Source organism: Companilactobacillus hulinensis (genome assembly GCF_003946555.1).
Classification (GTDB): Bacteria; Bacillota; Bacilli; order Lactobacillales; family Lactobacillaceae; genus Companilactobacillus; species Companilactobacillus hulinensis.
This window is the reverse complement of the sequence record NZ_RHOO01000001.1, coordinates 205,555-226,381: the sequence shown is the minus strand read 5'-3', so window position 1 is coordinate 226,381 and position 20,827 is coordinate 205,555. Positions and strand designations below refer to the sequence as shown.

At 37.0% G+C, this 20,827-nt stretch carries 21 protein-coding genes; 4 read left to right on the top strand and 17 right to left on the bottom strand.

The genetic code is table 11. From position 1 onward, the window contains the following. Positions 1-6: 6 nt before the first annotated feature. From EKM66_RS01035 to murB, 4 genes are all read right to left on the bottom strand, one after another. Entirely contained in the window at positions 7-1,149 is a 1,143-nt protein-coding gene (locus EKM66_RS01035) for a CdaR family protein (RefSeq protein ID WP_225426535.1), read from the bottom strand. Further along, positions 1,130-1,993, bottom strand: a complete 864-nt coding sequence (gene cdaA / locus EKM66_RS01030; RefSeq protein ID WP_125760777.1) for a diadenylate cyclase CdaA — start codon at positions 1,991-1,993, stop codon at positions 1,130-1,132. Before cdaA ends, EKM66_RS01035 begins: the two co-directional genes overlap by 20 nt. Before the next feature lie 82 nt (positions 1,994-2,075). After that, a complete protein-coding gene (locus tag EKM66_RS01025; protein WP_125760775.1) occupies positions 2,076-4,202 on the bottom strand; it encodes a cation:proton antiporter in 2,127 nt (708 codons plus the stop codon). A gap of 29 nt (positions 4,203-4,231) precedes the next feature. Then, the gene (murB, locus tag EKM66_RS01020) at positions 4,232-5,149 is read right to left on the bottom strand and encodes a UDP-N-acetylmuramate dehydrogenase (RefSeq protein ID WP_404811439.1); all 918 of its coding nucleotides are present in this window, start codon (positions 5,147-5,149) and stop codon (positions 4,232-4,234) included. A gap of 96 nt (positions 5,150-5,245) precedes the next feature. On the opposite strand from murB, the gene EKM66_RS01015 reads away from it, so the two are divergent. Together EKM66_RS01015 and EKM66_RS01010 are read left to right on the top strand one after the other, a co-directional pair. Continuing rightward, on the top strand, positions 5,246-5,998 hold the full coding sequence (locus EKM66_RS01015; RefSeq protein ID WP_125760771.1) for an exodeoxyribonuclease III: 753 nt from the start codon (positions 5,246-5,248) through the stop codon (positions 5,996-5,998). A gap of 14 nt (positions 5,999-6,012) precedes the next feature. Continuing rightward, a complete protein-coding gene (locus EKM66_RS01010) occupies positions 6,013-6,549 on the top strand; it encodes a 3'-5' exonuclease (protein ID WP_125760769.1) in 537 nt (178 codons plus the stop codon). Here the strand turns inward: EKM66_RS01010 and EKM66_RS01005 are convergent. Genes EKM66_RS01005 through EKM66_RS00990 form a run of 4 tightly spaced genes read right to left on the bottom strand, consistent with a single transcriptional unit; the run spans position 6,546 to position 9,184 of the window. Next, positions 6,546-7,010 (bottom strand): GNAT family N-acetyltransferase, encoded by a 465-nt coding sequence (locus EKM66_RS01005; protein WP_125760767.1) that lies wholly within the window; start codon positions 7,008-7,010, stop codon positions 6,546-6,548. The genes EKM66_RS01010 and EKM66_RS01005 overlap by 4 nt on opposite strands. Further along, positions 7,007-7,486 (bottom strand): tRNA (adenosine(37)-N6)-threonylcarbamoyltransferase complex ATPase subunit type 1 TsaE, encoded by a 480-nt coding sequence (tsaE, locus tag EKM66_RS01000; RefSeq protein WP_125760765.1) that lies wholly within the window; start codon positions 7,484-7,486, stop codon positions 7,007-7,009. The genes EKM66_RS01005 and tsaE overlap by 4 nt, the downstream gene beginning before the upstream one ends. A gap of 34 nt (positions 7,487-7,520) precedes the next feature. Beyond that, the gene (pta, locus tag EKM66_RS00995; RefSeq protein WP_125760763.1) at positions 7,521-8,489 is read right to left on the bottom strand and encodes a phosphate acetyltransferase; all 969 of its coding nucleotides are present in this window, start codon (positions 8,487-8,489) and stop codon (positions 7,521-7,523) included. After that, the gene (locus tag EKM66_RS00990) at positions 8,489-9,184 is read right to left on the bottom strand and encodes a uracil-DNA glycosylase (RefSeq protein WP_125760761.1); all 696 of its coding nucleotides are present in this window, start codon (positions 9,182-9,184) and stop codon (positions 8,489-8,491) included. Before EKM66_RS00990 ends, pta begins: the two co-directional genes overlap by 1 nt. An 81-nt stretch (positions 9,185-9,265) precedes the next feature. Between EKM66_RS00990 and EKM66_RS00985 the strand changes: the two genes are divergently transcribed. Both EKM66_RS00985 and EKM66_RS00980 read left to right on the top strand, forming a co-directional pair. Further along, the gene (locus EKM66_RS00985) at positions 9,266-10,159 is read left to right on the top strand and encodes a Cof-type HAD-IIB family hydrolase (protein ID WP_125760759.1); all 894 of its coding nucleotides are present in this window, start codon (positions 9,266-9,268) and stop codon (positions 10,157-10,159) included. Further along, positions 10,156-10,716, top strand: a complete 561-nt coding sequence (locus tag EKM66_RS00980) for a hypothetical protein (RefSeq protein WP_125760757.1) — start codon at positions 10,156-10,158, stop codon at positions 10,714-10,716. Before EKM66_RS00985 ends, EKM66_RS00980 begins: the two co-directional genes overlap by 4 nt. Before the next feature lie 53 nt (positions 10,717-10,769). Here EKM66_RS00980 and EKM66_RS00975 read toward each other — a convergent pair whose 3' ends face one another. The 9 genes from EKM66_RS00975 to EKM66_RS00935 form a co-directional block, all read right to left on the bottom strand. Continuing rightward, entirely contained in the window at positions 10,770-11,330 is a 561-nt protein-coding gene (locus EKM66_RS00975; RefSeq protein ID WP_125760755.1) for a GNAT family N-acetyltransferase, read from the bottom strand. 449 nt (positions 11,331-11,779) lie between these two features. Then, entirely contained in the window at positions 11,780-12,250 is a 471-nt protein-coding gene (gene smpB / locus EKM66_RS00970; protein ID WP_125760753.1) for an SsrA-binding protein SmpB, read from the bottom strand. Between the two features lie 6 nt (positions 12,251-12,256). After that, positions 12,257-14,644, bottom strand: coding sequence for a ribonuclease R (gene rnr / locus EKM66_RS00965; protein WP_125760751.1), 2,388 nt, complete (start codon positions 14,642-14,644; stop codon positions 12,257-12,259). Further along, positions 14,637-15,386: an alpha/beta hydrolase gene (locus tag EKM66_RS00960; RefSeq protein ID WP_125760749.1), complete on the bottom strand. Its 750-nt coding sequence runs from the start codon at positions 15,384-15,386 to the stop codon at positions 14,637-14,639. The genes rnr and EKM66_RS00960 overlap by 8 nt, the downstream gene beginning before the upstream one ends. Before the next feature lie 65 nt (positions 15,387-15,451). Further along, positions 15,452-15,688 (bottom strand): preprotein translocase subunit SecG, encoded by a 237-nt coding sequence (gene secG / locus EKM66_RS00955; RefSeq protein WP_125760747.1) that lies wholly within the window; start codon positions 15,686-15,688, stop codon positions 15,452-15,454. A 73-nt stretch (positions 15,689-15,761) separates the two neighbouring features. After that, positions 15,762-17,300 carry a ClC family H(+)/Cl(-) exchange transporter gene (locus EKM66_RS00950; RefSeq protein WP_125760745.1) on the bottom strand — a complete coding sequence of 513 codons (1,539 nt, stop codon included), beginning with the start codon at positions 17,298-17,300 and terminating at the stop codon, positions 15,762-15,764. A 66-nt stretch (positions 17,301-17,366) separates the two neighbouring features. Continuing rightward, positions 17,367-18,419 (bottom strand): oxidoreductase, encoded by a 1,053-nt coding sequence (locus EKM66_RS00945; RefSeq protein WP_125760743.1) that lies wholly within the window; start codon positions 18,417-18,419, stop codon positions 17,367-17,369. Between the two features lie 83 nt (positions 18,420-18,502). After that, the gene (locus EKM66_RS00940; RefSeq protein ID WP_164505000.1) at positions 18,503-19,153 is read right to left on the bottom strand and encodes a hypothetical protein; all 651 of its coding nucleotides are present in this window, start codon (positions 19,151-19,153) and stop codon (positions 18,503-18,505) included. Positions 19,154-19,402: 249 nt separating this feature from the next. Then, positions 19,403-20,731: a lectin-like domain-containing protein gene (locus EKM66_RS00935; protein WP_125760739.1), complete on the bottom strand. Its 1,329-nt coding sequence runs from the start codon at positions 20,729-20,731 to the stop codon at positions 19,403-19,405. Between the last annotated feature and the right edge of the window lie 96 nt (positions 20,732-20,827).

Sequence of the window (20,827 nt, the reverse complement as noted above, 5' to 3'; positions counted from 1 at the left end):
CAACGTTTATTTTTCATCGTTGTCTTCATTATTATTATTTGAATCACTACTGTTACTGTTATTAGTAGAACTATCATCTTCATTTGAAGAATTACTATTAGAACCACTATTATTATTCGAATTAGTATTCGTACTATTACTGCTACTATTGGTGTTATTGCCACTACTGCTTGAGTTTCCACTATTGTTAGCGCTCGAAACACTAATATTCACATCAATAGTATCAGGATCAGTTGCCTCTACTTGATTACCAAGAGCATCAGCTAAATTAATCGTTTTCTTGGTATCCGTGGTCACATCGGACACATCGATAGGCACATCAATGGAATTATCGATGGCGTTAAGTTGGTCCTGTGTGCCATAGATTCTAATGGTTTTCACATCAGATTCAAAGGAGAAATTCGAATTTGATGAATTCCCCTTCTGTTTAAGATTAATGCTGACCTGTTTACTAAGCATGCTAATTGGAATTTTAACGTGAACTGTTTGTGGATCCAAAGTTACATTAACAGTTTTACCATTTTTATCCAAAGCTTGCACTAAAACTTCTTGATCAAAGGTAGTTTTTATACCTTTTGGTAAAATCGGCTTAACAACAACCTTATTGATTTTATTAACTTCAGACGCTGCACCAGTAACACTAACTGTCTCAGGAGACAAAGTAATCTTTCCGGCTTCATAGTCTGATGCCAAAGCATTATCGTTGTAGTCAACATTCACAGCAAACGTCTTTGTCTTACGCTTTTGAATATTAACCTTAACAGTGCTTGGCTTGATTGAATAAGTCAGTTCACTGTTCAATCCAGATTCTTTAACTTCAACACTATGTTTCCCAGTAGCTAAATCCTTTAAATTCAAATACACATTGAAGTTCTGTGTATTCTTAGTCGCTGTGACTAACGCTGAAGGTCCTTCAATTGTTATTTTTACACTTTCAGGATAACCAGTTATGTAGTAATCGTTAGTATTGGCCTGAATTTGAAGTGGCACTGTCAAAGTTGTCTTGGTATTAACCGTCGAAGTACTTGACTGATTGGAATCTCTAGTTGATCCCACTCCGGGACTACTGACTGTTAAAAATAGCCAAATTGCGGCGCAAAGCGAAATAAATGCGTAGAAATAATTGCTATTAATTATCTTTTTCATCATTATCTTGCTTCCCCCTCTTCTTTCGGCCTATTGAAAACAGACTGAGTATTGAGTGGTTATTATCATTCTCAGAATCTGAAAGCTGTGCATGTAAGTACTTAAGATAATCTTCTCGAGAAAGATCTAGCATCATATGACCGTTACGCGTAATCATAACGCCACCGGTCTCTTCAGACACAACAATCGTTATTGCATCTGTAACTTCACTGATACCGACCGCAGCACGATGTCTAGTTCCGAGTTCCTTAGGAATAGTATTACTCTCAGACAATGGTAAATACGCAGCGGCAACAGATATTCGATTCTTTCGGATAATTACCGCACCATCATGCAACGGCGTATTGGGAATAAAAGTATTGATCAATAACGCACCTGTAACTTCGGCATCAAGATCAATACCAGTCTCGACATACTCTTCCAGACCAGTATTCATCTCCAAAGTAATAAGTGCACCAATTCTTCTTTTACTCATATACTGAATCGCCTGATCCAGACTTTCTATCAGGTGATTCTTAGTCTTACCCTCCTCATTACTTGTAGTACTGAACAAAGGCATTCTACCTAGATGTTCAAGACCACGCCGGATTTCCGGCTGAAAGATAATGACTATGACAACAATTCCCCAATTGATCAATTGATCCATTAAAAATGAAACAGTATGTAGGTTCAAAGCCCAACTAATTAACTTAATTAGGAAAATAACTACAATACCTTTTAGCAGTTGAACCGCCTTAGTCCCTCGAATCATCGATAGGACTTGATACAGAACGAACCAAACTACTAAAATATCAACCAAATTAGCCAAATTTTGCCATGTAAACAAATTGCTTGGTATAAAATTCATGATTTTTTACCCCTTAATAGCTAGAACTAATTATAGCAAACAATAAAAATTATAAAAGTTAACAAAAAAATCTATCCATAATTTAATCAATATCTACGTTAATTACTTCTTCGCTATAGTTAATATTTTGACGTAATTCATTAGCGGTTGACTTGCTAATTTTACCTTGTTCCAATAAATCTTGAACGTAGGCACGCTGATAACTCAGCGCTTGAATCTCAATACTGATACGTTCACTGTTGAACTCCGGAGAACGGTGTTTATGTCTTCCTTGAAGTAGATCTAGTCGATCCTCATAGTGTCTTTGGAAGACATAAATCAAATTATCAGCAACCTCACCATGTTCATTCTTATCCAATTCATGTAATTTTGCCAGCGCTCTTTGTGCACCAGCAATTGAGATTTTCATAGCATCTTGATCAAATTGAATTACTTCTTCACGTTTGAGTAATGACGTACGAACCAACTTCTTAATTGAACGATATGTTCTTCTGAAATAATTTAGGAAGAATTCAACAGATTGACTGTATCTATGACGTACTATTTCTTTCTTGTACTTAGCAATTTTCTTGATAGCAGAATTATAAGCATCTTCTGAAATTTCCTGCTCAGAATATAATTCTTCAATTGCCTCTAATTCACAATTGAAGCAAATATCCCACAGTTCAGCATCTTTTTTATTTTTCACACGTTTCTTACTTATTGGAGCTGGATAATCTGATTGAATACTCAAATTATGAATGTTGTACAAATATTCAGCAATCACAGTCGAATAAGCAATGTTTTCATCCTCTTCATTCTCATCTTTGAGCTTGTCGATCGTCTTCTCTAAGACCAATTTATTAGCTTGATATTGATCCAGTTCAATTTGCGTATCAACAACCTCAGTGTCTTCAGCTTCATCATCGATTTCAACATCATCGTCATTGAATGAATTACCACGATATGCGACTGGAGCGCTACTCTTCGTCAAATAAGGAATAATTAATGTTGCACCTAACAAACTAAATACGATTACAGTACTAGCAATAAATAGTACTAATGTACGTGAAGGAAAAGCGGCACCACCACTTATTGTAAGTGGTATCGACAATACACCAACCATAGTTACCGCACCACGGACACCAGAAATTCCTGACATCAAACAGTAATCAAATCTTTCTTTAGAAAACAGTACAAAATTATCATCACCATTTTTAACAAATGTTGTATAAATATAACTCCAAACAAATCTGATAACGACAAGCATTATCCAGATTATAAACGACAATCCAATGGCACCAAAAGTACTGATATTATCGTTTTGTACCAATTTTGTCATAGCAAATGGAATCTCGATTCCCAATAATACAAAGACAATACCATTGAGAACATAGACGACCAGATCCCAAGTTCTAGATGTAACTAATCGTATTTCCGGTGAAAAAGCACTCACGGTTCGGCTCGAAGAAACATTCATAATACCTGCGACAACAACCGCAACTACTCCAGAAACATCAAATACATCTTCAGCAATGTAATAAATAATAAATGGAATCATTATTTGAATAATGGCATGAAGAATCGAGTCATCAACACCTTGATTGATCAAATAAAGTCTGACACCATTGAATATCCAAATCATAACAGCACCAGCCAGTGCTCCCATAATTGAAATATAGAAAAAGTCGATTGTGGCACTCTTCAATGAAAACATCCCTGTAACAGTGGCTGCAACACCATATTTGAAGCAGATCAATCCTGATGCATCATTGATCAAACTCTCACCACTGATCAAATGCATCAATTTATCAGGAATATGAGCTTTTTTAGCAATTGATTGAACGGCAATAGGATCAGTTGGCGATAGTACAGCAACCAAAGTGAAAGCAACTGACCAAGGCAATGTTGGAATCAACATTTTTACGATCATTCCTCCGACAACCGTCGAAAAAATAACCAGTATAACGGCGTTCCCTAAAATAGGCCCTCGCAACTTCCACAATTCCCGCTTGGGGAATCTGTTCCCATCGTTAAATAAAATTGGCGCAATAAACGCTAGCATGAACCATTCTGTATCTACCGAAATCTTCACGTGCATAAATAAAGCAGCCAAAATACCAGCTGCAATCTGGATCAAACTCGGTGGAATGGAAACAAAATAGTGGCTTATAATATTAGCCACGATTAATAATGTAAGAATCAAAATAATTGATTCAAGTATCTGCACAGACATCACCTATTTTCTTAAATTTTGTGTTATTTAACGTCTTCACCGATAATTCTTACTTCGGTTTCAAGATCGATATCAAATTGTTCTTTAATAGTTCTCTGAATCAAATGAATCAAATTCATGTAGTCAGTAGCTGTCGCATGATTAATATTGACAATAAATCCCGCATGTTTCATTGAAACTTGTGCGCCACCAACAATATGTCCTTGAAGTCCAGCCTTGATGATAAGAGGACCCGTAAAATGGCCTGTAGGACGTTTAAATACGCTACCACAACTAGGATATTCCAAAGGTTGTTTATCGCGTCTAAGCTTGTTTAAACGGTCCATTTCCGCCTGAATCTTAGCTCCATCACCTGGTTGTAATGCAAAAGTGGCACTAATTACAATTCCGCCATCATCTTGCACAGTACTATGGCGATATGAGAAGTTCATATCGTCATGGTTCAATGTAACGATTTTGCCATCAGGTAACAGTACTTCAGCAGATTCAAAAGCATCTTTGATCTCTCCACCATAAGCACCTGCATTCATAAATACCGCTCCACCAACACTACCAGGAATTCCTGCTGCAAATTCAATACCTGTTAATGAGGCCTTTTGTGCTGCAATAGTTGTATCAATAATCGTTGCACCAGCTTCAGCGGTAACCTTATTGCCATCTACTCTGATTTTTTTAAAGTTTGGCAAAATAATTACAATTCCACGGATACCACCATCTTTAATAATTAAGTTGCTAGCATTACCAACAATTGTAACGTCAATATTATTGCTACGAGCAGTATTAACGATTTCTACCAATTCTTCACGAGTTTTAGGAAAAGCCAAAACGTCAGCATTACCACCAGTTTTGGTGAATGTATACTTACTTAATGGTTCATCAGTTTTAAATTCAATATTAGGTAACTTCTCAATAGGAAACTTCAAAATTTCATCATCCTTAATCTATGTAAGCTACTTACAATTTTATCACATACACAGTTCTTTAACGAACTGCCAAGTTTCAAAATAATGATATAATCATAGCCGAGGTGATTTTTGATGAAACTTATATCATGGAACGTTAATGGACTACGTGCTGTTGTCAAAAAAGATTTTCAAGCCACAGTGGCTGACCTGAATCCTGATGTTATTTCTATACAAGAAACAAAATTGCATCAAGATCAAATTGACTTAGAACTACCAGGCTATCATCAATACTTTTATGATGCCGAAAAAAAGGGATACTCTGGTACTGCTGTCTTTACCAAAGAAAAACCAGTCAATGTCACACGAGGATTGGGGATCGATGAGCTTGATACTGAGGGGCGTACTCTGACCGTAGAATATCCTGAATTCTATTTGATCGATAGTTACACACCAAATTCACAACAAAAATTAAAACGTCTTGATTTTCGTATGAAATATGACGACGCTCTAAGAGACTATATGAAACGCTTATCCGAAGATAAACCGGTAATTCTTTGTGGTGACTTGAATGTTGCACATGAAGAAATTGATATCAAAAATGATAAGACAAACCATAAGAATCCAGGTTTTTCTGATGAAGAACGTAATAAATTCTCTGAATTATTAGATAATGGATTCATTGATACTTTCCGTTACCTACATCCCGATGAAGTTAAATACTCATGGTGGAGCTATCGTTTTAATGCTCGTGCAAACAATGCCGGTTGGAGAATCGATTATTTCGTAATTTCTAATAATGGCAAGAATATGATCGATAGTGCTGATATTTTAACTGATATTACCGGCTCTGATCATTGTCCAATTGAATTAAATATCAATCTTTAAGGAGAGATTAGTTTATGAACTTTGTTTCCATGGATTTTGAAACTGCCAATGGGCATCGTACCAGTGCCTGCTCACTTGCATTGGTATTAGTCCGCGATAGTCAAATCGTAGACAGTTTTTACACATTGATCAATCCACAAGAATACTTCAGCCCTAGAAATATTCAAATTCATCACATCAGACCAGACGATGTGCAAGATGCTCCAACTTTTGATCAAGTCTGGCCACATATTCAAACGCTCTTCGACAGCTCACATCTTGTTGCTGCACACAACGCCAGCTTCGATAACTCTGTATTGAAGAACACGTTAACAAATTACGGTATTCTTGCTCCAAAGTATTTGACGATCGACACTGTCAAAACAAGCCGCAAATTTTATCCGCAATTACCCAATCACAAGCTCGACACTGTTTCAGCCAATTTGAACATCGACTTAGAGAATCATCACAATGCTTTAGCCGATAGTATCGCTTGTGCAAAAATATTATTGAAGACTGAACAAGACTTCGGAACTGAACAACTAAAAAAGATGGTCAAGCTAACTAGCTAGACCATCTTTTTCATAATCATTGTTTCATCATTTTCAGACTCTGTTGTGAATCCATATTTTTGATAAATATGAATCGCAGCAGAGTTATTTTTGTATACTTCTAAAAACACTTGAGTCAATTGTGACTTTTCAGCCCAATCAAGTGCATCTTCAGTCAAATATGAGGCAATACCATTACCCCAAAAGTCCTTATCAACAACTACTCCATACTCTGCAATACCGTCATCAGATTTTTCTAATCGGCAAAATCCAATTATCTCTTCATCAAAAAGTGCAACCATCAGTTCATCTTCTGCTGAAGAATAAATTTCATCCAATGATTCAGCCTCTTGTTCAGAAGTTACGCCATCAATTGAATCATGCTCGATAAAGTTGCTTTGTAAGCTAACTCGGTTCAAAAACTTCAACAATGCTTTGGCATCATCAGGAATTGCTTCTCGCAAAATAAGTTGTTCGCTCATTTACTTGCTCCAGTCAAAAAGTCTCCAAAATCACGTTGTTGATAGCTTTCTCCGTGAAGTTTAAGGACAATCTGTCTATCATCATCGTTTTCTAATCGTTTTATGTTGATCGACATATGATCATCAGGCACCTCATCTTTGATAAACTGTGGCCACTCGACAATTGTTACGCCGTTGCCATTGAAATACTCATCAAAGCCTAAATCCTCATCAGGACTACTCTCAAGACGATATGCATCCATATGATAAAGTGGCAACCTTCCATCTTGATATTCACGAATCAAGGTAAAAGTTGGACTCTTAACATTCTTCTTAATTCCTAATCCTTGAGCTAATCCTCTTGTAAAAGTAGTTTTACCTACACCAAGATCACCATTCATCAGAATGACATCCCCGGCTTTCAAAGAATCAGCAAGTTTCTTACCCAAAGCCTCAGTTTCTTGATAAGAATGTGTTTGTAATTGATATTCAGTCATATTTTTCCCCGTTAATAAATACTTACATTAAAGATTATAGTGAAAGTGCAGCAGTGAGGATCGATGTCTTGTAAACATCCTCTTCATTGCATCCACGTGAAAGATCAGAAATAGGTTTGTTCAAGCCTTGCAAAATAGGTCCAATAGCTTCGAATCCACCAAATCTTTGTGCAATCTTATAACCGATATTACCAGATTGTAAGTCTGGGAATACGAAGACATTAGCTTGTCCAGCAACTTTTGAACCTGGTGCCTTTTGTGAACCAACACTTGGTACAAATGCAGCATCAAATTGTAATTCACCATCAAGTGGAAGTTCGGGATCAAGTTCATGGGCTATCTTGGTTGCTTCAGTCACCTTATCGACCATTTCACCCTTTGCACTACCTTTTGTAGAGAAACTAAGCATAGCAACTTTTGGATCAATATCAAAGAGTTTTGCACTCTTAGCAGTTTGAACAGCAATTTCAGCCAAACCATTTGCATCAGGGTCAATATTAATTGCACAGTCAGCAAACATGTATCTTTGATCACCCTTTTGCAAAATAAATGAACCACTAACACTCTTGTTGCCTGGAGCTGTCTTAACGATTTGAAGTGCTGGACGAACAGTATCACCAGTCGAATGAACAGCACCAGATACCATACCATCAGCTTTGTCCATATAAACAAGCATTGTACCAAAGTAATTATTATTCTTTAACATAGTCAAAGCTTGTTCTTTAGTATTCTTACCCTTGCGACGTTCAACGAATGCATCTACCATCGCATCGAATTCTGGGTAGGTTTCTGGATCAATAATTTGAAGATTATCAATGTCCCATGAATGATCACTGGCAACTTTAGAAATGTCATCTTTGTTTCCTAATAAAATTGGTTTGAGAATATTTTCCTTTTGTAGACGAACTGCAGCACCCAAAATTCTTGGTTCAGTACCTTCGGGCAATACAATCGTTAAATCTTTTCCATCAATTTTGTTCTTAAGACTATCAAATAAATCCATTATTTCTCCTCCATTTCATCGACAACTTCAGGTAATTGCCAATTGATTACCCTTTCATTATAAGATAAAAGCGCTTTATTTGTACGAGAAAATGGTTTTGAGCCAAAAAATCCACGATAAGCAGATAATGGACTAGGATGTGGTGAGGAGATAATTGTATTTTTACTTTGGTCGATTAATGGAATTTTGCTTTTAGCAGCTCCGCCCCACAAAATGAAGACAACTTTTCCACGCTCGGACAAAGCCTTGATTGCATAATCAGTCAGCTGTTCCCAGCCGTGGTCTTTGTGAGAATATGCTTGACCACGTCTAACTGTTAAAACAGAATTGAGCAACAAAACCCCCTGTTCTGCCCACGACTTCAAATATCCATGATTCACTGGCGTACAGCCAACATCATCCTGTAATTCCTTATAAATATTAACTAGTGAAGGCGGAATCCTTACACCAGGAGCCACGGCAAAGCTACAACCAATAGCTTGATTAGGTTCATGATATGGATCTTGTCCTAAAATAACTACTTTAGTATCTGAGAATGAAGTCCAAATAAATGCTTGAAAAATATTATACATATTTGGATAAATCTGCTTGGTACTGTACTCTTCTTTTAAAAAATTATGTAATTGGTGATAATATGGCTTGTCAAACTCAGGTCCTAAGACTTCTTGCCAATCATTCTTGATTAATGTTTTCAAATTTACACCTACTGTCCTTGTATATCTATTACTAAAATATGGTAACATTCACTTATAGAATAACGCATTCGGAGGAATTTTATGATTAAATTAATTGCATCAGACATGGACGGAACTTTATTAAACGATAAAATGGAAGTATCCGAACGTAATATTCAAGCTATCAAAGATGCCCAAGCTAATGGAATTGAATTCTTAATTGCTACTGGACGTGGTCTAAGTGAGGCCAGACCTTTTCTTAAGGGTCGAGTTAACACTGGATACATCACACTCAATGGTGCTGAAGTTTTTGATGAAAAGCTGAAACTTGCATCAAGTAATCCTATTTCAACTGAATCAAAGCTCAAAATTGCTGATTTATTTCACAAATACAGCATCTACTTTGAAGTAGTAACTGATAAGGGAATCTTCTCTGATAACAAAGAATTACGTATCTCTAGTTTAGCCAAATTACTGCAAAGTTTAAACCCCGGAATAACTTATGAACAAGCATATGCTGACACATTGGAGAGAATTAAGTTAACTCCAATGACATTTGTCGATAGTTACGATAAAATCTTCAATAATGAGTCATACAAAATTATGAAATTATTAGCCTTCGACGAAACAACCGATCGTAGTGTTAAACTCAAACCTTTAACTGAGGAAATCAATAACACAATGACCGATGTTGTCGTCACATCTTCATCCGCAAACAACATCGAGGTTAATAGTACCACCGCACAAAAGGGTATTGCCTTGCTTAAGTACGCCAAATTAAGAGGCATCAAGCAAAGTGAAATCATGGCGATTGGCGATAACCTCAACGATGAATCTATGATACGTGATGCCGGTATCGGTGTGGCTATGGAAAATGCCGTTCCTGAAATCAAAGCACTAGCTGACGAATTTACCGGTAATAATATTAATGATGGCGTAGCTCAAATCATCCAAAAAGTAATCGCACAAAACCAAACAGAAGGTCAAATGGAATGAAACTCTATATACGTAAAGCAGATTTGATGGTGGGAAATATTCTTGTAGTCGCAAATCAGAATAAAGAAACTATTTTCATTGCTTCACGTGATAAAGATGATCCCCTACTGATTCAGTTGTACAATCGCCTCAATACCAAAATCGGTGAAATCAAACTCAAAAACAATTTCTTAAAAATATACTCAATCGAAATAAATGGCGAGGAAAAGGCTACAATCAATGCCGTGCCGGTTATTGAAATGAAGTATGTTTATCTCTCAAAAATAAATTGGAATATAATTGGTAACTTAGTGGTCTCAGACTACCACGCTGTTCAAGGTGGAAACGAGGTCATGAAAGTACAACCTACCGTAATGAATCAAGGACAACCTGGACTAGAAATTGATATTGATGAAATGGATAACGGGCCAGTTGCTACTTTGATAGCTATTTTCCTAGACAAATACATTCGTGTTCCCAGTTTAAAACCAGAAACTGACTTAAATATTGGCTTTAAATCCAAATTATCTTACTTTAACTTTAAGAATAGAGATTGGAAAAAAACCGATAGATCTTAAAAAGCAGCTCGACATCAAACGTCGAACTGCTTTTTTGTACTATCAAATATATTTTACAAATCAAATTGCATATGATCATATAAATGATCACCTATATACAATTGACCAGCCTTCTTGAATCCGACTTTATCGTATAAGTGTTTAGCTGGTTCATTGGTAACATCAACATTCAAACTCATAGTTTTCTCACCACGTTGGCGAACGATATCAATCAAATCCTTAAGTGATTGTGTTCCAATTCCCTTACCTTGCATATCAGGAGCAACTGCAAAAGAATCCAAATACCATTCCCCAGGCCATGCTTCCTTATCAGTAAAGATATTATCTCGTTTAATTCCATGTTCGTGCAAGACCTTGATTAGCGGATCATCAATGCTATCTTCTTGTTCTTCAGGATATCCAACGGCAATAGTTGCTACCTTGCCATCGATCTCATCAACTAAAATGTGATCCAATCCATAACGGTAATTGGATAGCTTGAATCCTTCTCGTATAATCTGTGCCATCTTGTCATTACCAACTTCTTTAAAAATATCTAACTCCATCTCGTCAAATATTTGAAAAAGTGTAGGTAATATCTGGTCGGCGTCTCCATCGTTTGCATTTCTAAACATATTTTCACCTCAAATATTATCATACAGTACATTGCTTATTTTACCAAATTAAGGTCGAAAAAAAGGACATCCATTGGATATCCTGCTTTTCTAAAATGAGTTTACGAAAGGCAGACCTCTGCGCTTACTACGATTAATTATTGTGTCACTCCGTGACCCAACAATTAATCTAGGTAATGCTCAAAGTCTGGACGCCTTTCGACACTCTCTATTTAAAACGAGTTGCGCAAGACAGATTTCTGCGCCTGCTACGAGTAATAAACGCACCACTTACGTGGCACCTTTATTACTCTAGGCAGTGCTCAAAATCTACCGTCTTGCTCCACTCTCTATCTAAAACGAGCTACGAAAAGCAGCTCCCTGTGCTTACTACGGTTAATTATCGTGTCACTTCGTGACCCAACAATTAACCTAGGTAATGCTCAGGAGCTACCGCTTTTCTCCGCTCTCTATCTAAAGTTCTTCAAAGTTCTCTGTATCTCACGTTCTTGATCACGTCTCTTAATTGTTTCACGTTTATCGAACTGTCTCTTACCTTCAGCGACTCCGATAAGGACTTTAGCAAATCCATTCTTCAAATACACTTTCAAAGGTATAACTGTTATACCTTTTTCTTGAACAGTTGAAGATATCTTCCTAATTTCCTTCTTGTGTAACAATAATTTGCGATTACGCAATGGATCATGATTGAATTGATTTCCTTGATCATAAATAGCGATATTTACATTTTCAAGCCACAATTCCCCACTCCTAGCTTGTACGAATCCATCACGAATGTTGATCTTGCTTGCTCGTACGGATTTGATTTCGGTACCTGTTAAAGCGACCCCTGCTTCATAGGTGTCCAAAATATTGTAGTCATGACGAGCTTTACGGTTGTTAGCTACTTCGTTAGCAGCCTTTACGTGATGCTTCTTCATATATCATCACCGACTTTCGTATTTACTGCGTCTTCTGTTGTTTCCTTTACCATTATTAGAGCTTCCATGATTATTGTTTCGACCATGTCCACCATTAGAATGATTATTTGAATGACCATTTGAACGGCCACCACCATTACCAGTGTGTCTGCGGTCACTTCTACTGTGACTTCCACGGCGTTTGGCGAATTCTTCTTCACGCTTCTTAGCTTGTTCAGCTTCTTCAGGAGTTAAGACACGTTCGAAGTCAATTTGTCTGTGTTCAACATCAGCACGGATCAACTTAACTTGAATAGGTTGACCAACTTTGAATGTCTTACCAGTTCCACGACCATGCATTGACATGCTCTTCTCATCATATTCATAATAATCATCTTTCATATTAGAAATATGGATCAAACCTTCAACGGTGTTATCCAATTGAATGAACATACCAAAACTTGTAACAGAACTTACAACAGCATCAAATGTTTCGCCAACTTGATCAGCCATATATTCTGTCTTCTTAAGATCATCAACGGCACGTTCAGCGTCGATTGATTTTCTTTCACGGCCAGAAGTATGATCACCGATCTCCTTAAGTTTGCCACCCCACTTGGCTTGTTCATCATCAGTGAAGCCATTTTCAGCATAACTATGGATCATACGATGTACAGTCAAGTCAGGATAACGACGAATTGGTGATGTGAAGTGAGTATAGTACTTAGCAGCTAGACCAAAGTGACCTAGTGGTTCATCTGAATATCTAGCTTGTTGCATACTTCTCAATAACATGATAGTAACAACAGCTTCTTCAGGTGTACCAATTACTTGTGAAAGAATGCCTTGGAACATCTTAGGACTAATATCCTTCAAATTACCATGTACATCAACACCCATTGCAGCAACGAATTCAAAGAACTTCTTAACCTTTTCATCATCTGGTTTTTCATGGACACGATATAAGAATGGTACATGTTTCAAGTTGTAATTCTTGGCAACTGTTTCATTAGCGGCCAACATGAATGATTCAATCATACGTTCAGATGTACCACGTTCACGCAATTGAATATCAATTGGCTTGCCGTTTTCATCCACGATGATCTTAGCTTCTGTTTCTTCGAAATCAATAGCACCACGTTCATGACGCATCTTGAACAAGATATCATGAAGTTCAGCCATATCTTTCAACATTGGAACAAGTGGCTTGTATTCTTCAGTTAATTCAACATCACCATCAAGAATCTTATTAACATTGTTATATGTCATACGATATTTAGATTGAATGATACTTGGATAGATATCATATTTTTCAACTTGACCTGACTGGTTAATAACCATGTCACAAGTCAAAGCTAATCTATCTTCGCCAGGATTCAATGAACAAATACCATTAGACAATCTAAATGGAAGCATTGGAATAACACGGTCTACCAAATAAGTACTTGTACCACGTTCATAAGCTTCTTTATCAAGAGCTGAACCTTCAGTTACATAGTGAGTAACATCAGCGATATGTACTTCAAGATGGAATTTACCGTCAGCCATTTTTTCAACACCAACAGCATCATCAAAATCCTTTGAGTCATCCCCATCAATTGTGATAACCATGTTATCAGTCAAATCATGGCGACCTTTACGATCACTTTCAAGTACGTGATCCGGAATCTGTTCTGCTTCTTCTAGAACTTCCTTAGGGAACTCTGGATTGATATCGTTATCAATAACAATAGACATAATATCGACACCAGGATCATTCTTATTACCAATGACCTCTAGAGCAGTACCTTCCATACTTTGTGGATGTGCATCATTTGGATACTCATCAATAGATACTTGAACCATGTCACCCATTTGAGGATGTAGTCCTTTATTTGAAATGAAGACCATGTATGAAGCAAGTTTCTTTTCATGACTCTTAACATAGCCATAATTTCCGGATTTTTCTACTTGAGCATCACTGTAGGGATGGAATTCACCAACGATTTTTGACAATGAACGTTCAACAATCTTAGTAATTTCACCTTCTGGTCCTTTATCGATCCAAGGATTGGATGGTTTAGTAATTTTAACTTCAACTGTATCGCCATTAACGGCATGAAGTGTATTATCTCTAGCAACAAAGGCATCAGGTTCTACTTCGTCATATCTAACGAAACCAAATCCTTTATCATTACCCTTGAATGTACCTTCAAGGACTTTGTCAGGTTGAGCCATTTTGAACTCATCCTTATTTGTGAGAGTAATCTTGCTCTCACCTTCAAGAACTGCAAGTGCCTTAACAACACGTTTAAACGCTGAAGCACCGTGCATTCTTAATGAATCTTCAATTTGTTCAGAAGTATATCTACGTTCTGGATTATTTCTGAAGAATTCAAGTATATCTGCAATTAATTTATCATCTTTATCAGGCATTTCTATCCTCAATATTTTCTAAAAAGTTTAACACATCGCCCTCTAATTCCTTATGAGCACGATTAATTGTCAAAACGTGACCTGCATCATATTGATGGAAGTCGGCAGTTTTGACTATCTGAGCTACTTGTTTGGCAGCTTCAGGATCTACCATTTTATCTCTCATACCTTGCCCTATAAAATAGGGCTTTTCTATTTCAGCTAACTTATCGCCAACACCAGCAGTGGTTTTTCTAATATTCATCAGCATAGCATCAATCCGTGAATCAATCGTTCGTAAATTGGCATATTTCTCTATCTCAGATACTTCTCTTATTTCATAAGCCTTCTCGGCATATGTCATAAACGCATCCCTAACATTAGAAAAATCATGTGCTAAAACTGGTGAACCAAAGACCCCACCGGCCTTTATTTCTGGAATCTCTTCAACTGCTTTGGTAGCAAAAATTGCCCCTAAAGATAGTCCAAAAATATATATTTCATTTTTCCTTTGTTCTTTCAAAAAATCGACTGCTTCATTAACTTGTTGCCACCATTGATCAGGTCCACCCTGGTCCAAAATATCAATGGGCTCATCTGTTCCGTGCCCCATAAACATTGGCGCATATGCAGAATAACCATTACGTTCAAGCATTCTGCCCATGAGTCTCATATCGTTAGATGTCCCTGAAAATGAATGTAACAGTATCACTGCCTTAGTTCCAGCATTGAAGAAAAAAGGCTTTGGTGTCAAAATTCTCAAAAAACCACTCCTTATAACAAAAAACCTCCCGAGCAACTTTTAGTAGCTTCAGGAGGGTAACTTGCTTAGTGTGATGATAAATATACTAGTATTAACGAACAAACAAAGAATAGCACTAGCAAAACATAGGTAACCTTTACCATGAAGGCTTCGAAACCACGTTTCTTCTGGTTGCTGAACAAGTCTCCACCGCCACCTGATAAGGCGTTCAATGCATCTTGTTGTTTTGTAGGCTGCATTAGTACAGCAATAATTATCAAAATGGAAACAATAATAAGTATAGTTTCAATAACGTTATACACCCGTAAAACCTCCGTTCATGGTGTTGAAAGCTGAAATCACTCCTAAAACAATAACACAAAGTAAGTCAAAATTCTAGTCCATACCATTAATCAAATGATTTATTCGATTACGAATTTCAACTCGTTTGGCGGCATTGACCATCATTACAATTCGATCGCCAGCTTTAATAACCGTGTCACCCTTTGGAATGATCTGAGATTCTCCACGATAAATTGCAATAATTAAAATATCCTTTGGAAATGGAATATCTCGAATGTACTTACCATCGATCGTGCTACCTTCAAAAATAGGCATTTCCAATCGATCATTGAACTTGCTGACACGATTCAAATAATCAGAGTCAACATTCAAACGTTCCTTCAATGATTCGTAGATCGGTGCACCATTCAAGATATCAACTACTATGTACGCCACTAATGATAACACAGCTAATGGCATCAAGTGGCTGAGTGAACCGACCATTTCAGTAACTAGAATGATCGCTGTAAACGGAGCTTTACCGATACAGGCAAAATATCCAGCCATTGAGAATATAATCAAATCACTTTCAAATCCAGATGGCAACAATCCCATACTGTGCATAGCTACAGCATAAATTGCACCGATGATTGCACCAAGATTTAAGATAGGAAGAAAAATTCCACCAGGTAATCCTGAACCATATGAAATCATTGAATAAATAAATCTCAAGGCCAATAATCCCAACAAGAACCACATACCATCTCCCCAGCCATTCAAACTAGTGATAATACTGTTACCACCACCAATATACTTAGGAAACATCATTCCAATTGGCAAGATCAAAATCATTGGAACTAATCCTTGTAGATAACGAGGAATTCTAGTTTTCGCATACCAGGCTGGCATTGCCAACAATACCTTCTGGTACAAGCGACCCATCAATCCCAAAACAATACCAAGTAAAATTAAATGCCAATATAATTTGATAGGCAAACTTTGCTTACCAGTAATGTTCAAAACTGGGGTCAATCCGAATACATATAAAGCAATCAGATTAGAACTGACCGCACTAGCTAATGCCGTTACCCAAACTAGTGGGGAAAAATTATGATATATTTCTTCCAAAACAAACATTGCACCAGCGATTGGAGCATTAAATGCGGCGGCCAATCCACCAGCGGCTCCACTGGCAATTAATACCCGACGAAAGACGCCAGTCTCCTTAGTTACCTCACTGAAACCTTGTCCAATAGCTGATCCTAGTTGAATCGAAGGACCTTCACGACCAAGGAACAATCCTGGTCCAATACTTACAATACCACCAACAAACTTACGCCAAAGGATGGACCACCAATTCATTTCCATCTCTCCAGCCAATTGTGCTTCAACCTGTGGAATACCAGATCCTGAAATATTAGGATCTTTTTTCAGAAAATTAGCTACCAATAATCCTGCAACAATTAACATAACTAATAATCCTAATATCAAGAACACGTTACTTCTTGCAGCAACATATACCCCTTGAAAAATAGTCAATAACTGACCAATTGTCCACCTAAAGCTACTCACAACAACACCTGTAAGGATTCCAACAACTATCCCTTCAAGCGTCAATTTCAATCTATCGTTATCTGCAACGACTACTTTCATAATCTTCACCCCGTTGCTTATAAGTATACAACAATTTTCACTTACAAAAAAACAGCCTTACGGCTGTTAAATCTTTGGAACATTGTAAACAGATGGAGATGGCTGATTGAAACCAGCTTCAAGCAATTCAATATCTGTTAATACTTGTTCATCAGTTACTAATTTAGGAGCACCATTGACTAATGTGTCATATACAGAATCATAGTACAAACCATAGTCACCAATTGGCGTTTTGATCTGCTTCTTGATCCAGTCACCATTGGCATTTTGATATTTAGCCACACCATAATACATTGGACTATCTTCACCAAAGTTAGGTGTACCTGGCATAATACCAGCCTTCAAATCGTTTTCTTGCTGATCAGCACCATACTTGATGAACGAACCATTTGTTCCATGAACAATGAATCTTGGATATTCACTAGCAATATCATAACCAACTTTGACCTTAACTTTCATTTGGTTACCGTAATGTAAATCAACATCAAAGTAGTTGTCGACTGCATCAGCAACATCAGTATTCCTAATATCATAAGTGACAGTATCTGGACGACCGAATAAGGCAACTAAACGATCCATCAAATGAATTCCTAATCCGTAAAACACACCTTGTTCTTTGGTACCCTTACCAGTGACAGTTCCTGGACGATAATAATCAATGTGTGACTCCACTTCAACAATATCACCAAGGAATCCCTGATCTATAACTTGTTTAGCGGCTAAAAAGTCACCATCAAAGCGACGGTTTTGATATGGCATAACCAAAACATTTTTTTCTTTACCCAATTGAAGTAACTCTTTAGCATGGTCAACTGTATCAACAAATGGCTTCTCCACAACAACTGACTTACCAGAATTAATGACTTGCTTAGCTAATTCATAGTGAGTGCTTGCTGGAGTACAAATAATAACTAGATCAATCTCTTTATCTTGTAATATATCATCGATGTTAGTGGTGAAATCAACACCTTTGTCACGATATGGTTTAGCAAGTTCTTCATTAGGCCCTTTACGCGTATAAACCTTTTTCAATTCAAAGTTTTTACGAATATTTAGATATGGCAAATGGTAACGATTAGCAGATTTACCAAATCCGATAAATGCAATTTTTAAAGACATCCTATTTCCTCCAATACTGTATTGAAACCGATAACACTTTTACTTTACCAAACCATAATAAAAAAAGACAGCCACAAGGCTGCCTAAATACTGTCATATAATTCCCACTTTATAGTACCTGTATACTTTCCAGGCTTCTCATTACTACTAGTTCTCAGCAGAATTCCTTCATTCTCGTTCCAATCAGCAATAATATCCTTCACCTCATCGCCGTCATACTGATCCGTGTGACTGGCAATCATTACTGGATTGTTAACAAGTGACGTTACAGATGTTCCGTTCGAATAAATCAATCCACCTTGTAACGTATCAGTTCCATTGGTCAATGTAGTTGAAGACGCTATTACTTTCCATTGTGATCCAGCATTTCTGGCATCATTGACTGATAACTTCCAATCATTATTTCGACTGATAATATTGGATTCACCAATATAATGAATAGTATTGAATGAAACATTATCGGCTACTTCCTGAAAATTCAGATATCCAGAGACAGTTATGGTTGCTGTAACCACATTAGACTTAGTTCCATTACCATCCTCAAGATATAGCTCAAAAGTATTCTTACCAGGCTGTAATTCACTACTAGATACCGTAAATGCAAATTCACCAGGATCATATTCATCGCTTAATTGACTAACCGGACGATCTACACCATTTAGCTGAGTGTGCATAGAAAAGTTGGAGTTTGTGATATCCATATCACCACCAGCATACACGATCATACCAGCCATGTCGGCATCTTCTCCTGCCTTAACCGTTTGTTTTGACCCAGAAATTAGGGCAATCAAGAGTCCTTTGTCAGATTGAATCGTAAAACCGGGAGTTTTAACGTGAGTGATAAAGTTGGTCGATTTAAAACTTGAAGTTTCTTGACCAATTTTGGTATTACGATTAACATCAATCGCTTTTCCAGTAAATTCAATCGTTGCACTTTGATTCTCACTTGAAAGAGTCTCAGCAAGCGAATGCTGAACCTGATTCTAAGTCATTCCTTCGATTGAAATAGTCTCAGTATTTCCATCAGCATACGTGATCTCAGCAGTATCGTCGTAATTAATATTTTCGATATCATTGCTAGTATCATCAGGATCAGGAGCAATACCTGGAAGTTTAATATTAGCTACAATATTCTTCCAATCTCTTCTACCACTTTCATAATCAAGATTATAAGAGACCTTTAGCTCATCTTTAGATGTTACAGCATCACCATCAGCAATTTCTCTTTTTTGAGTTATATCATAAACAGATGGAGTAATCGTGGCATTTACCAAATCTGGAATGGACTCAAATATTACCAAATTATTCTCATATTTCTTACCAGTGGCACCAGTGAATCCCCAACGTACATGTCCATCTGAGGACTTAAATACATCGGTATCAATCGTAAAACTACTCGTTAAAGCATCAGGATTTTCACTACCGTCAGAATTCATATCATCGAATCTATATCGCATTACTTTGCTAGTAGCATTCCAATTCATCGTCAGATGATGCCATGATCCATTAGTTAATCCTACATTGGAGATCAAACTACCATGATTCATATAGTTAATATATCCTTTGATAACTCCCAATAAATCATAATTCTTAGACACAGTGTAATAACTTGAAGCATCACCAGGATAATTGGCTGCAATATGTTGACCTGCATCAGCAACCTGCACGTCAAACGCGCCACCGTTACCGGCAGCCTGATAATTATCCGAAGTATTCAGATATGTATCAAATTCTAGTGCCCAGCTCTTCTGGATAGCAGTAGTAGCGAACTTCTCCGTATCCTTCAAACTTCCATCCATATCAGCAGCCCAGACACCAAGCGTTTCACCACCAGTTGGGGTCTTAACAGTCTGACCAAGAATGTTTTTAGATGAAAAGGTTGAGATTGCACCAGTACCATTATCATCATTTTGTAATACAAAGGCCATACCGTCACCAGGATCCTTTGTACCACCAAAATACATCCACATAGACATAGTTTGGTCCTTATTCAAATCAAAGTAATTACTATCGGTTGACCAAATGGCTCCCAGTTGATCCTTAGCGTATGTCAATCTAACAGCGTCAGTGTCAGTTACGTATGCGTTATCTACATCTACGACAGTAGACACATTGTCTTTAAAAGTACCTGGAACAAAAATATCATCCAGATTAAGTCCTTGAGGCGCACCGTTCATTGCGGATATATAATCATTATCAGTAGCACTGGCAGCTTTAGCTTCTATAGAAGGTAAATTCAATAAAAACACAAAAAAGCCAAACAAGATCAAGTTGAAATATAATATTTTTTTCTTATTTACTTGTAATCTCATAGTCTTCTTCTCCCGTGCGATTAAAATAAAGTAAATTATTATTATTAATTAACCCAAGACATATTATAACTGATGTAACCGCTTTTATAATTCATA

What these genes read in the sequence shown, in the direction of transcription:
- EKM66_RS01035 (WP_225426535.1), bottom strand. Translation starts at nt 1,149, where the DNA reads ATGATGAAAAAGATAATTAATAGCAATTATTTCTACGCATTTATTTCG.
- cdaA (WP_125760777.1), bottom strand. Translation starts at nt 1,993, where the DNA reads ATGAATTTTATACCAAGCAATTTGTTTACATGGCAAAATTTGGCTAAT.
- EKM66_RS01015 (WP_125760771.1), top strand. Translation starts at nt 5,246, where the DNA reads ATGAAACTTATATCATGGAACGTTAATGGACTACGTGCTGTTGTCAAA.
- EKM66_RS01010 (WP_125760769.1), top strand. Translation starts at nt 6,013, where the DNA reads ATGAACTTTGTTTCCATGGATTTTGAAACTGCCAATGGGCATCGTACC.
- EKM66_RS01005 (WP_125760767.1), bottom strand. Translation starts at nt 7,010, where the DNA reads ATGAGCGAACAACTTATTTTGCGAGAAGCAATTCCTGATGATGCCAAA.
- tsaE (WP_125760765.1), bottom strand. Translation starts at nt 7,486, where the DNA reads ATGACTGAATATCAATTACAAACACATTCTTATCAAGAAACTGAGGCT.
- pta (WP_125760763.1), bottom strand. Translation starts at nt 8,489, where the DNA reads ATGGATTTATTTGATAGTCTTAAGAACAAAATTGATGGAAAAGATTTA.
- EKM66_RS00985 (WP_125760759.1), top strand. Translation starts at nt 9,266, where the DNA reads ATGATTAAATTAATTGCATCAGACATGGACGGAACTTTATTAAACGAT.
- EKM66_RS00980 (WP_125760757.1), top strand. Translation starts at nt 10,156, where the DNA reads ATGAAACTCTATATACGTAAAGCAGATTTGATGGTGGGAAATATTCTT.
- EKM66_RS00975 (WP_125760755.1), bottom strand. Translation starts at nt 11,330, where the DNA reads ATGTTTAGAAATGCAAACGATGGAGACGCCGACCAGATATTACCTACA.
- smpB (WP_125760753.1), bottom strand. Translation starts at nt 12,250, where the DNA reads ATGAAGAAGCATCACGTAAAGGCTGCTAACGAAGTAGCTAACAACCGT.
- rnr (WP_125760751.1), bottom strand. Translation starts at nt 14,644, where the DNA reads ATGCCTGATAAAGATGATAAATTAATTGCAGATATACTTGAATTCTTC.
- EKM66_RS00950 (WP_125760745.1), bottom strand. Translation starts at nt 17,300, where the DNA reads ATGAAAGTAGTCGTTGCAGATAACGATAGATTGAAATTGACGCTTGAA.
- EKM66_RS00945 (WP_125760743.1), bottom strand. Translation starts at nt 18,419, where the DNA reads ATGTCTTTAAAAATTGCATTTATCGGATTTGGTAAATCTGCTAATCGT.
- EKM66_RS00940 (WP_164505000.1), bottom strand. Translation starts at nt 19,153, where the DNA reads ATGGCTGGTATGATCGTGTATGCTGGTGGTGATATGGATATCACAAAC.
- EKM66_RS00935 (WP_125760739.1), bottom strand. Translation starts at nt 20,731, where the DNA reads ATGAGATTACAAGTAAATAAGAAAAAAATATTATATTTCAACTTGATC.